Genomic DNA, 11033 nt, shown 5'->3' with positions numbered 1-11033 from the left:
CGCGCCGGAAGTTGCCACGCGGTCTGCTCCGACCCCGGATGCCGACTTACGGTGCGGTGCGCGCCGGAAGTTGCCACGCGGTCTGCTTCGACGCCTTGTGTGCCGACTTGTGGTGCGGTGCGGGCCGGAAGTTGCCATGCGGTTTTGGTCCGGGGTGATCGGTGACGGGGTTTGCCGGCGCATTCGCCCGGTGGTCGCCGGGCGGTCCGGAGTCGCGCGGACCTCGCGGGGACGTTGCGGGGCGGCCCGATTTCTGTGGGGCCGACGAGCGTACTTCCGCGGGGGTTGCCGCCCACTCGCCCGGAGATGGACGCTGACCTGGGGCGACGCGGATCGGGGGTGGGGGCGCGTCGGCAGACACGCCCCCACCGGCGGAACTCAGGCAGTGGCGGCTGCCGGCTCCGCAGCCGGGCGGCGCTTGGCCACCCAGCGCTCGAAGATCACCGTGGTGAGGGGTGGGATCGACGCGGCCAGACCGAAGAAGGTCCGCCACAGCGACCAGCGCTCGGCCCGTGCCACCCACAGCGTCGCGACCAGGTAGGCGATGAACAGGGCGCCGTGCAGCCGGCCGAACAGCCAGACGCCGGCCTCGGTCGTCTCCGTGACGTACTTCAGGAACATCCCCACGAGCAGCCCGGTCCACGAGAAGGCCTCGGCGATCGCGGTGATTCTGAAGATCCGGAACGGTTGCACCCTGCAGCTCCCTCATCTCGTCCGACAGAACTCTATGACCTCCAAGTTGAACGTTTCCTGTCAACTAATTGCCCCGATAGTTCCGGATTTTTCGGGGTATTACGCCGGAGAACCGTTCTACCGAGGGGGAAACTCGTGCCGGACATCGTGGAGATCATCAAAGAACAGCACCGTCAGGTCGAAGACCTGCTGACCCGAGCGGAGAAGGGCGGTGACGACAGCGCGGCCCTCATGCGGGAGGTGGCCCGGATGTTGTTGCCGCATTCGGAGGCCGAGGAGTCGTTCGTCTATCCGCGGATCCGTGACCTGGCGGAGGAGGCCGGCGAGGAGGTCAAGGACGGCGCCGTCGAACACCACCAGGTCGAGGAGATGCTGAAGAACCTGTTGCGCGGCGACAGCGGCGACCCCGGATACGACGGCACGGTGGCGGCGATCGCCGGGGAGCTGCGCCACCATGTGCAGGAGGAGGAAGAGGAACTGCTCCCGATCCTCGCCGACCGCCTGGACGCCGCCGAGCGCGCGGAGATGGGCCGCCGTTTCGCCGAGGCCACCTCCGGAAGCGCCGACCACGCCACCACCCGCCGCGAGTTGTACGAGATGGCCCGGGACCAGGACATCCACGGCCGCTCCCGAATGAACAAACAGGAACTGGCCGAAGCCGTCGGCGAATCCTGACCCCGGTTCTCCACCGGGGTGCCGATCAGCCCCACCCCCTGGATAATCATGGGGTGGGGGAATCGCCGTTGCCGGACAGGATGCGGCCGTGCCGGCGCTGTGGGCATCCGACCCGGGTGGATCGCATGGTGCAGGGCTACGGGCGCAACTGTGCCGCCGCCATGGGGCTGATCGGGGGGACCGTGGACACCGGGCACTCCGGGCCGGATCTGCTCGATCTGATCGAGGTGGAGCCGGAGGACAGCTGTGACGGCTTCGACCGGCCGGCCGACGCCGGGATCGCCGTGGCGCATCGGCGCCGGCCGAGGGCGACGTTGCTGCCCCGACGCTGACCGGAGCGGCTGAACGGGCCACTTTCCGGCAAACCCGCACCTGCGCGCCGAATCTTCGGTACAGAGGTAGTTCGGGGGATGGAGGCATCGGGTGGAGGTAGCCGGCATCCCGGGGCTCCTGCTGGACACTGCCCCGGACGCGATCATCGTGAGCCGCGCGGACGGCGTCATCACCGTGGCGAACCAGCGGGCCCACGACATGTTCGGCTACTCCGGTCAGGTGATGGTCGGGCGTTCCGTCGACGACCTGGTGCCCGTGGAGTCCCGCGAGCGGCATCCGGCCGAGCGTGCCGCCTACCTGTCCGGCGCCCATCCGCCGCTGCGCCGCCGCCCGTTGCGGGGCGTCCGCTGTGACGGCACCGTCTTCCCGGTGGAGATCTCGCTGTCCGCGGTGGCCGCGCCGGACGGCGAGACCTACGTGACGGCGGTCCTGCGGGACGACACCGCGCGCAGGGAGGCGGCCCGGACGAGTGCGCTGCTCGCGTCGATCGTGCAGTCGTCGCACGACGCGATCGTCACCACCGACCTGGAGAGCCGGGTGCTGTCCTGGAATCCGGGCGCGGAGGCGCTCTACGGCTTCCCGGCGGAGGTGATGATCGGCGAGACCATCGACGCGATCATTCCGGAGGAGCGCCGGGCGGACGAGGACCAGATCCGATTGATGGTACGTCTGGGTGGCCGGGTGGACCGGTACCGCAGCACCCGCCGGACCGCCAAGGACGAGATCATCGCCGTGTCCACGCTGGTGTCGCCACTGCTGGACGAGAGCGGCACGGTGATCGGCACGACCAGCATCACCCGGGACGTCAGCGACCGGGAACGTGCCGAGGCCCGCGTGCAGGCGATTCTGGACGCCGCGCCGGACGCCGTTCTCGGTGTCGCCGACTCGGGTGAGATCGTGCTGGTCAACGCGGAGGCGGAGCGCCTGTTCGACCATCCCCGCCACGAGCTGCTGCACATTCCGATCGACCTGCTGCTGCCGGACGGTCTGCCGGCCGCGTCGGCGGTGCCGCGCGACGGCGCCGGGGAGAAGGAGGACCCGGACCAGCGCTGGGCCACCCGCCGCGCGGTGCGGCGCGGTGGTGACGAGATCCCGGTCGACATCGCCTGCAGCGCCCTGCACACCGACAGCGGCCTGGTGACCGTGGTGGTGGTCCGGGACATCACCGACCGGCTGGCCGCCGAGCAGGAGCGCCGCCGGTTGCGGGAGGAGACCGACAAGCAGCGGCTGGAGGCGCGGATCCAGCAGACCCAGCGCCTGGAGAGCCTGGGTCAGCTGGCCGGCGGGATCGCCCACGACTTCAACAATCTGCTCGCGGTGATCCTCAACTACGCCTCGTTCATCATCGAGGACGCGGCCGGCAGCGCGCCCGCCTCGGACGCCGAACAGATCGCCCGGGCCGCCCGCCGGGGCAGCGATCTCACCCATCAGCTGCTGGCGTTCGCCCGGCGGGAGGTGATCCGGCCCCGGCCGCTGAATCTGAACACGGTGGTCACCGAGGTGCACCAGATGCTGGAACGGTCGCTGGGGGAGCACGTCGCGCTGACCGTGCGTACCACCGCGGGTCTTCCGTCGGTGATGGCCGATCCCGGTCAGCTGGAGCAGGTGCTGGTGAATCTGGCGGTGAACGCCCGGGACGCGATGCCCACCGGCGGGCGCCTGACCATCGACACCGCCCTGGTGGACGTGGATCCGGAGCACGCGGCGGCCCGTTCCGGGTTGCCGACCGGCCGGTACGTGCGCCTGCGGGTTTCGGACACCGGCACCGGCATGCCCCGGGCGGTGATCGACAAGGCGTTCGAGCCGTTCTTCACCACCAAGCCGAGCGGGCAGGGCACCGGGCTGGGGCTGGCCACCGTCTACGGGATCATCACCCAGGCGGGCGGGACGGTGCAGATCTACTCCGAACCGGGCATCGGCACCACCTTCACCATTCTGCTGCCGGTGACCGAGGCGGAGGCGGCGGCGTACGTCCCGGACGATTCGGCGGCCGGGCTGACCGGGCACGGTTCGACGGTGCTGGTGGTGGAGGACGAGAGCGCGCTGCGCGAGGTGACCTGCCGGATCCTGAACCGGGGCGGCTACACGGTGCTGGCCGCCGACGGCGGGGACGAGGCGCTCCGGCTGGCCGCCGAGAACAGCATCGACGTCCTGCTCACCGACGTGATCATGCCGAACATGCTGGGCCGGGACCTGGCCGACGCGATCCGGTCGCGGTGGCCCGGCACCAAGGTCCTCTTCATGTCCGGGTACGCCCAACCGGTGCTGACCACCCACGGGACCCTCTCGGCCGACGTGCACCTGCTGGAGAAGCCGTTCACCAGCGCGGAGCTGATGCGCGCCCTGCACGACGAGATCCGGGGCGAGAGGCCGGGCCCTAGCCGCCGGCGTTCAGGATGAGCCCGGCGCACCCGCAGGAGATCAACACCAACATGATCGCCAGTACGATCCACACCGCGACGGCACCCGGATAGCGCTGCGGGGGAGCGCCGAGGGCCCCGCCCAGAAATGACAGCAGCGGCGCCCGGTACTCCAGTTCGACGGTCTTGCCGGCCACCGCGACCACGGTGGTGTCCGCGGCCCCGATCCGGGCCGGCACATGCACGTGCACGTGGTGTTCGCCGATCGCCACCGACTGCACCACCCGCCCCCAGTGCGCCGGCACACCCTGCCCGTCGATCTCCAGCACCGGCGGGCGCGGCCGCAGCAGGAACCCGAACGGGGCATGGCGCAGCGTCACCGCGACTGCCGAGCCGCCGTTGCGGTGCGGCGTGTCGATCGGCGGCAGGCCGGGCGAGTAGGGCCGGTAGGGCGGCGCGATGGTGGCCATGGCCCGCGCAGAATATGCCGGTCCGGGAGTCCGGGGAAAGAGCCGGTCGTCCAAAGTGGAGGTGACGGGGCAGCCGCACGGTGTCCGCACGGTTACCATGAGTCCGGCCCGACCGCGCTCCCAGACCCCGAGGAGAACCGCCGTGACCAGCGAGGACGCCCCACCCAAGGTGGACACCAAGACGGTTTCGCCGGCCCGCCGGTGGAATTACTGGCTCGGTGGCAAGGATCATTTCCAGGTCGACCGGGATTCCGGGGACATGATCGCCGGCGCCTATCCGGCGGTCCGCACCGCCGCGCGGCAGGGCCGGGCCTTCCACAACCGGGCGGTCCGCCACCTGGCCGGGGCCGGCATCCGGCAGTTCGTCGACATCGGCACCGGCCTGCCCGCGCCGGACAACACCCACGAGGTGGCCCAGCGGGTGGCCGCCGACTGCAAGGTGGTCTACGTCGACAACGATCCGATGGTCCTGTCGCACGCCCGCGCCCTGATGATCGGCGGCGCCACCACCTACGTCGACGGCGACCTCAACCACCCGCGCGAGATCCTGGACTCCGGTGATCTGAAGGCGACCGTCGACCTGTCCCGCCCGGTCGGCATCCTGCTGATCGCGGTGCTGCACTTCATCCCGTCCGACGAGCGCGCCCGTGCGGTGGTCCGGGAGCTGCTGGACGCCGCCGCGCCGGGCAGCTATCTGGTGGCCACCAACTCGACGAAGGACTTCGTCCCGCCGGAGGTCGGCGCCCGCTACGACGCGATGCTCGCCTCCGGCGCGGTCGACGCCTGGCCCCGTGACCGGACGGTCTTCGGCGGCTTCTTCGACGGACTGGAGCTGGTCGACCCGGGTGTGGTGGCGATCAGCGACTGGCGTCCCGACGCGGAGGCCCGCCCGACTCCGGCGGAGGTCTCGATGTACGGAGCGGTCGGCCGAAAGCCCTAGTCTCTTGCGGGATCGTCGTACCGTCATAGGGCGAGATCGTGTGGTACCTGCGATTTCTCAGCGTTCCTTCAGCGGGCGTTGCTAGTTTTCGAGGCACATTCCAAGCGGGAGAACAACGTGGTCTTCAAGAAGCTGCTCGGTGCCATCGGAGTCGGCGGCCTGAGCGTGGACACCGTGCTGTCCAACCCCAGCACCTACCCGGGCGCCCCCCTCACCGGCAACGTCAACCTGGTCGGCGGCACCCAGGACGCCGACATCGAGCACATCACGCTCGGTCTGGTCACCCGGATGGAGGTGGAGGGCGGCGGCGGTGACTACTCGGCCGTCAGCGACTTCCTGCGCGTCCCGGTCACCGGCCCGATGCGCCTGGCCCAGGGTCAGCGCCTGGCCCTGCCGTTCCGCATCGACATGCCGTGGGAGACCCCGATCACTTCGGTGTACGGGCAGACCCTGCGCGGCATGGTGATGGGCGTGCGCACCGAGGTGGCGATCGCCCGGGCCATCGACAAGGGCGACCTCGACCCGGTGCACGTGCACCCACTGCCCATCCAGCAGCGCATCCTCGACGCGTTCGCCCAGCTCGGCTTCCACTTCAAGTCCGCCGACCTGGAGTACGGGCAGATCTACGGCGTCCACCAGACTCTCCCGTTCTACCAGGAGATCGAGTATTTCCCGCCCCAGCAGTTCGCGGCGGCCGGCATCAACGAGGTCGAGCTGACCTTCGTGACCAGCCCGCACCAGGTCGAGGTGGTGCTGGAGTTCGACAAGCGGGGCGGCCTGTTCACCCAGGGCCACGACACCTACGGGCGCTACACCGTGTCGCACGCCGACGCGGACACCACCGACTGGCGCCAGGTCGTCGACGGCTGGGTGCGCCAGGCGGTCGACAGGCGTAAGTCGATGCCGGGCTTCGGCCACCCGCAGCCGGGCTACGGGCACCCCCAGCAGGGGTACGGTCAGCCCGGTTATGGCCAGCCCGGTTATGGCCAGCCCGGTTATGGCCACCCGCAGCCCGGTTATGGGCAGCACGGGCACCACGGCCACTACCGTCGCGGCGGCCACCACGGTGGCTCCGGCATGGGCGGCATGGCGATGGGCGTCGCCGGTGGTCTGGCCGCGGGTTATGTGGCCGGTGAGGTGTTCGACGAGATCGGCGACGCCTTCGAGGGCGACGACGAGTGACGTTCTGAGGGGCGAGGGCTTCGGCCTTCGCCCCTCTTCTCATCACCATCTCCCATTCACTCTATGGGAATAGATGGTGGCGCTCCCGGGTGGCGGCCTACGTTGACGACATGAGCCCGCACCGGCAGTTCCATCGGGCCACCCCCGCCGTACACCCGCAAGGTTTCTCCCGGACCACCGCACGAGCCATCCTCCGCGGCGCACCGACCATCGGCCGCCGAGGAGATCTGATGCCGACCCGCCGCACCGCACTCACCCTCACCATGAGCGGAATCCTGGGCGGTGCCCTCGCCGCCTGCGGTGCCCCCGCTCCGGTCCGGGAACTGCGCTACCGAGGGGTGCCCGGCACGGTGACACCCGCCGAACTGGCCGATGACCTGGGCTTCCTCGACGGCGTCCGGCTCCGCTGGGCCGGCGACTCAGCCGGCGGCACGACCGATCTCCAGTCAGCCGTCGCCGGGGACCTCGACATCGCCACAGCCCGCAACGACGCCATCGTCCGGCAGCGGGCCGCCGGTGCACCGATCACCGCGGTCATCGGGGGATACGGGACCGACAAGGACACGTACACCGGCTTCTACGTGCTGCGCACCGGGCCGATCCGGACCGCCCGCGACCTGATCGGCAAACGGATCGGCGTCGCGACCCGGGACGGCGACGCCGCGGCGATCACCCGGACCTACCTGACCCGGGCCGGGCTCACCCCCGCCGAGATCGCCCGGACCGAGTTCCGCGCCGTCGCCCCCGACGACACCGAGCAGTGGCTCCGCGCCGGCCGGATCGACATCGCCGCACTGCCCGGCACCCAGCCCGCCCCGGCACGCCTGCGGGTGCTGTTCACCGACTTCGCGCTGCTGGGCCCGTACACAATCGGGAGTTTGATCTTGCGAAGCGACCTGATCGAACGGGACCCGGCCCTGGCCCGAGCCTTCACCACCGGCGTCGCCCGCGCCATCGACTGGGCCCGCGTCCAGCCCCGCGAGGCGGTCCTCGACCGGTTCACCACGATCCGGGCGCGCCGGGCCCGCACCGCAGACGGCGGCCGGATCCCGCCATGGCGCGGATACGGCCTCGCCGGTCGCGGCGGCGCCCTCGCCGACACCGACTTCAGCGCCTGGATCACCGGCGGGCTGACCGCGCCCGACGTCTACACCAACGAATTCAACGGCGTCGCCATGGGTGAAGCCGGATGACCTTCCCACGAGCAGGGAGCCCGTCATGAGCATCGACATCACCCGCATCGGTGGCCGGATCGGGGCCGAGATCACCGGCGCCGACCTCCGGCGGGAGATCACCCGGACCGACGCCCAGGAGATCCACGACGCCCTGGTCGAACACAAGGTGCTCGTCTTCCGCGGGCAGCATCTCGACGACGAGCAGCACCAGCGCTTCGCCGCGATCTTCGGCACCCTCACCCTGGCCCACCCGACCGTCCCGTCCGTCGACGGCCAGGCCAACGTGCTCGAGGTCGCCGCCGGACCGGGAGCCCGCGCCAACGCCTGGCACACCGATGTCACCTTTGTGGTCGCCCCACCCAAGGCCACCACGCTGCGTAGTCTGGTCATTCCGCCCTACGGTGGGGACACCCTCTTCGCCAACACCGCCGCGGCCTACGCCGACCTGCCGGAACACCTGCGGGCACTGGCCGGCCGGCTGTGGGCCGAGCACTCCAACGAGTACGACTACGCCGAGCATCCGCAGTTCCTGTCGGCTGAGGTGGAGGCGTACCAGCAAGTTTTCGCCTCGACCCGGTACCGGACCGCCCACCCGGTGGTCCGCGTCAACCCCGACTCCGGCGTGCCCAATCTGTTCATCGGCAGCTTCGTCGTCGGCCTCATCGGCGTGTCCAAGACCGAGGGGCGTGACATCCTGCGGTTGCTGCAGCACTACGTGACCCGCCCGGAGAACACGTTGCGTCACAAGTGGCAGGTCGGTGACATCGTCGTGTGGGACAACCGGAGCACCCAGCACTATGCCGCGGACGACTACGGCGATCTGCCCCGCAAGCTGCACCGGGTGACCGTGGCGGGTGATGTGCCGTACAGCCTGGACGGCACCAAGAGCTCGATCCTGGAGGGTGACGAGGCCACCCACTACACTCCGCAGGTGCAGTAGTCAGGGGTTCAGGCTGTGCCGGTCCTCGGCGGGAATCGAGCCCCGGATCGGCCACAGTCTGCGGTCGGCCACGGACGCTCCGGGAGACTCACTTCACTTCGGCTAGCCGTAGCTCAGACAGGTAACGCTTCACGATCCGGCCGCCGTGATCTTCGTCGATCCGGCGGCCGATCGCGCTCAGCAGCCCATTTCTCCGCTCCGCCGGCAACGCACGGGTCGACGAATAGGTCAACAGCAAATCGAGATAGTCGGCGGTCGTATACCGGGCATCCCACTCGTACCGGTGAAAGACCGGCGCCTCGAACCGCTCCGACGCCAGGATCTCCGCGTCGTCCACCGGAATCTCCGCCGCCGGCCGCAGCGTGATCCCCGGCTCGGTCGTCGGATCCCAGCGCTCGTAGATCTCCTGCACCCCCGCGAAGAACCCCACCGTCCCACCCGCGATGTGATGCGTCGTCACCGTCGCCAGCAGCCCACCGGGCCGCAGCGCGTCCGCCGACCGCTCCACCCGGACCAGCGGATCGATCCAGTGGAACGCCGTCGCCGCGAACACCATGTCGAACGGCTCCGCCGGCAGCGGCCACTCCTCGAAGGCGCCGATCTCGATCCGCACCCCGGGAAAGCCGGCCAGATTCCGTCGCGCCACCGCGGCCAGCCTGGGGCCGAGTTCGACCGCGGTGATCCGGTAGCCGCGCCCGGCCAGCTGGACCGTCGCCTTGCCGGTGCCGGGGCCGATCTCCAGCACCCGCGCCGGAGGCCTGACCCCGGCAACGTCAAGATCTTCAAAGATCCCGATTGGGTACGAGGGACGAACGCGGTCGTACCGCTCGGCCTCGGAGTCGAAGATCCGCCGTAGTTCAGTCGTCATCCCGTCACTGTCTCAGCAACGGTCAGCCTTGTTCAGCAACCGTCGCTCAGCTCTTCAGTAACCGTCGTCCAGCACGGTTTCAGCAGCCGTCGTCCAGCACGGCGACGGTCATCCGGTGACCGGCTCGGCCGCCGTCTGCCGGCGTGCCTCGGTGACGTCCGCCATCAGCCGGTCCCAGTCCTCGTCCGGTCGGAACCGGGCCAGCCTCGTCCGCTTGGCCGCGAGCGCCGACGAATACTCCCACCAGGCCGCCACCCGCACCGGCCACAGCCCGACCCGGACCGCCCCGGCGATGAAACACCGGTGCGCCAGCAGCGTGGCCGCCAGCATCTCCGGATCCAGCTCCAGGTTCGGGTCGTCGATCGCCTTGCCCAGCGCGCGCACGTCCCGATGCATCTCCGAGTAGCCGATCATCCCCGGCATCGCGGGCACCATCAGCTCGTCCTCCGGATCCACGACGGCATCCGCGTACACCGGCGCGAACACCACGTCGTCCACCGTGACGATCAACGGCAGGGATTCACGACCCCGCTTCAGATCCACCTGTACGGCCGGGGCCTCGGTCGGGACCATCACCTCGTACGCGTCGAGCACGTCCCGGAACAGCAGCCGGGCGGTGTCGCCGATGGCCGGGACATGCACCGTGACGATGCCGGGGACCGCGGTCACCTCGGTGCCGGGAACCTCGGCGATCAGGTCGGCGAGCTCATCAGTGCGCATGCGTCGGTTATATGCCCTCGGCGCATCCCGCACAGCCCCCGTTCCCGCAGGCTGGTGCCCTCCGTCCGGCCCTTTCCGCGGGCCCCGTCCGGTGCCGTGCCGACCTCGGCCGGCTTCTGATCTTCGGGGAACCTGAGTAAAACGGTCCAAATTTCACTGTGATGGCGGTCGCGGCACCCCGATTTGGCGTGGCGTTCGGGGGCGAGTAATGTTTACCGAGCCGCCAGGGAGACGGGCGAGCGAGCGGGACCCGACCTAGGGGCCCGGCGCGGCCGTCCTGGAGGAACCCACAGCTTTGATCATACGATCTTCGGGGTCGTCTGATTGTGGTGCGTTTTTGTGGTGTGGAATTCGGTTGCGAAACGCGGATTTGACACGGCGGAAACGGCGGGTAAAGTAGAGCGAGTGCCCCGGAGGGCGGGCCGCGAAAGCGGTGCGCAGGATGGTGTGCGGTTGTTCTTTGAGAACTCAACAGGGTGCTAGATAAGCCAGTGCCAATTATGGCAATACCCCGGCCTATCTCTTAACAGGGATGGGTTGAGGATTCCTTTGGCAACATTCAATTGTTGCCGGGACAGTTTTTCAACAGATTTTGTTGGAGAGTTTGATCCTGGCTCAGGACGAACGCTGGCGGCGTGCTTAACACATGCAAGTCGAGCGGAAAGGCCCTTCGGGGT

Annotated in this window: 11 protein-coding genes and 1 rRNA gene; 8 read left to right on the top strand and 4 right to left on the bottom strand. The window is 69.5% G+C overall.

What is annotated here, in order from left to right:
• Positions 1 to 378: 378 nt before the first annotated feature.
• Positions 379 to 693 carry a DUF3817 domain-containing protein gene (locus tag ACQ0O7_RS44720; protein ID WP_430792028.1) on the bottom strand — a complete coding sequence of 105 codons (315 nt, stop codon included), beginning with the start codon at positions 691 to 693 and terminating at the stop codon, positions 379 to 381.
• Between the two features lie 135 nt (positions 694 to 828).
• Between ACQ0O7_RS44720 and ACQ0O7_RS44715 the strand changes: the two genes are divergently transcribed.
• The 3 genes from ACQ0O7_RS44715 to ACQ0O7_RS44705 all read left to right on the top strand — a co-directional run bounded on the left by ACQ0O7_RS44715 (position 829) and on the right by ACQ0O7_RS44705 (position 4101).
• Entirely contained in the window at positions 829 to 1368 is a 540-nt protein-coding gene (locus ACQ0O7_RS44715) for a hemerythrin domain-containing protein (protein WP_430792027.1), read from the top strand.
• Positions 1369 to 1493: 125 nt separating this feature from the next.
• Positions 1494 to 1700, top strand: a complete 207-nt coding sequence (locus ACQ0O7_RS44710; RefSeq protein ID WP_430792026.1) for a hypothetical protein — start codon at positions 1494 to 1496, stop codon at positions 1698 to 1700.
• Between the two features lie 91 nt (positions 1701 to 1791).
• A complete protein-coding gene (locus ACQ0O7_RS44705) occupies positions 1792 to 4101 on the top strand; it encodes a PAS domain S-box protein (protein ID WP_430792025.1) in 2310 nt (769 codons plus the stop codon).
• On the opposite strand, the gene ACQ0O7_RS44700 is transcribed toward ACQ0O7_RS44705, so the two are convergent.
• Positions 4079 to 4531: a hypothetical protein gene (locus ACQ0O7_RS44700; RefSeq protein WP_430792024.1), complete on the bottom strand. Its 453-nt coding sequence runs from the start codon at positions 4529 to 4531 to the stop codon at positions 4079 to 4081. The genes ACQ0O7_RS44705 and ACQ0O7_RS44700 overlap by 23 nt on opposite strands.
• 142 nt (positions 4532 to 4673) lie before the next feature.
• On the opposite strand from ACQ0O7_RS44700, the gene ACQ0O7_RS44695 reads away from it, so the two are divergent.
• The 4 genes from ACQ0O7_RS44695 to ACQ0O7_RS44680 all read left to right on the top strand — a co-directional run bounded on the left by ACQ0O7_RS44695 (position 4674) and on the right by ACQ0O7_RS44680 (position 8768).
• A complete protein-coding gene (locus ACQ0O7_RS44695) occupies positions 4674 to 5471 on the top strand; it encodes an SAM-dependent methyltransferase (RefSeq protein ID WP_430792023.1) in 798 nt (265 codons plus the stop codon).
• A 117-nt stretch (positions 5472 to 5588) separates the two neighbouring features.
• Positions 5589 to 6653: a sporulation protein gene (locus tag ACQ0O7_RS44690; protein WP_430792022.1), complete on the top strand. Its 1065-nt coding sequence runs from the start codon at positions 5589 to 5591 to the stop codon at positions 6651 to 6653.
• A gap of 110 nt (positions 6654 to 6763) precedes the next feature.
• The gene (locus ACQ0O7_RS44685; RefSeq protein WP_430792021.1) at positions 6764 to 7846 is read left to right on the top strand and encodes an ABC transporter substrate-binding protein; all 1083 of its coding nucleotides are present in this window, start codon (positions 6764 to 6766) and stop codon (positions 7844 to 7846) included.
• Between the two features lie 25 nt (positions 7847 to 7871).
• Complete coding sequence (locus ACQ0O7_RS44680; protein ID WP_430792020.1) at positions 7872 to 8768, top strand: TauD/TfdA dioxygenase family protein; 897 nt, start codon at positions 7872 to 7874, stop codon at positions 8766 to 8768.
• Between the two features lie 88 nt (positions 8769 to 8856).
• Here the strand turns inward: ACQ0O7_RS44680 and ACQ0O7_RS44675 are convergent, their stop codons facing one another.
• Complete coding sequence (locus ACQ0O7_RS44675; protein ID WP_430792019.1) at positions 8857 to 9636, bottom strand: class I SAM-dependent methyltransferase; 780 nt, start codon at positions 9634 to 9636, stop codon at positions 8857 to 8859.
• A gap of 108 nt (positions 9637 to 9744) precedes the next feature.
• Entirely contained in the window at positions 9745 to 10356 is a 612-nt protein-coding gene (locus ACQ0O7_RS44670) for a hypothetical protein (protein WP_430792018.1), read from the bottom strand.
• Between the two features lie 592 nt (positions 10357 to 10948).
• Here ACQ0O7_RS44670 and ACQ0O7_RS44665 point away from each other — a divergent pair.
• A 16S ribosomal RNA gene (locus ACQ0O7_RS44665) occupies positions 10949 to 11033 on the top strand; the annotation flags it as partial.

It is taken from the genome of Actinoplanes sp. G11-F43 (assembly GCF_050589265.1).
GTDB lineage: Bacteria > Actinomycetota > Actinomycetes > Mycobacteriales > Micromonosporaceae > Actinoplanes.
Note: the sequence above shows the minus strand (reverse complement) of the source record. Positions and strands in the feature narration are given on the sequence as shown.

Bases quoted from the DNA above. Each gene is read 5' to 3' on its own strand.
- ACQ0O7_RS44710 (WP_430792026.1), top strand. From the start codon at position 1,494: ATGGTGCAGGGCTACGGGCGCAACTGTGCCGCCGCCATGGGGCTGATC.
- ACQ0O7_RS44700 (WP_430792024.1), bottom strand. From the start codon at position 4,531: ATGGCCACCATCGCGCCGCCCTACCGGCCCTACTCGCCCGGCCTGCCG.
- ACQ0O7_RS44685 (WP_430792021.1), top strand. From the start codon at position 6,764: ATGAGCCCGCACCGGCAGTTCCATCGGGCCACCCCCGCCGTACACCCG.
- ACQ0O7_RS44680 (WP_430792020.1), top strand. From the start codon at position 7,872: ATGAGCATCGACATCACCCGCATCGGTGGCCGGATCGGGGCCGAGATC.
- ACQ0O7_RS44675 (WP_430792019.1), bottom strand. From the start codon at position 9,636: ATGACGACTGAACTACGGCGGATCTTCGACTCCGAGGCCGAGCGGTAC.
- ACQ0O7_RS44670 (WP_430792018.1), bottom strand. From the start codon at position 10,356: ATGCGCACTGATGAGCTCGCCGACCTGATCGCCGAGGTTCCCGGCACC.